Genomic DNA, 229 nt, shown 5'->3' with positions numbered 1-229 from the left:
CAATCCATGAAAATAAGGTCAAAATGCTTTTGCTTGCATTTTAACAGGGCATCTTGGCCGTCTATAGCAAAGTCTGATTTTATATTAAACTTGTCCAGTGCCGCTTCTAATACAAGACGGTTTATTTCGTTATCATCTACCACTAAAACCGATAGCTTATTACTATGACTATTAATAGATTTAAGGCTAGGTGTTTGTGTTTGTTGTTTACCAAGCTCAATCGGAATAG

1 protein-coding gene is annotated in these 229 nt (G+C 35.4%); it reads right to left on the bottom strand.

The features are described 5' to 3' along the window. On the bottom strand, positions 1-229 hold a 229-nt coding region (locus SB765_RS34575), incomplete at both ends, for a response regulator (protein WP_410933150.1).

Source organism: Pseudomonas sp. SIMBA_067 (genome assembly GCF_046534675.1).
Taxonomy (GTDB): domain Bacteria; phylum Pseudomonadota; class Gammaproteobacteria; order Pseudomonadales; family Pseudomonadaceae; genus Aquipseudomonas; species Aquipseudomonas putida.
Note: the sequence above shows the minus strand (reverse complement) of the source record. Positions and strands in the feature narration are given on the sequence as shown.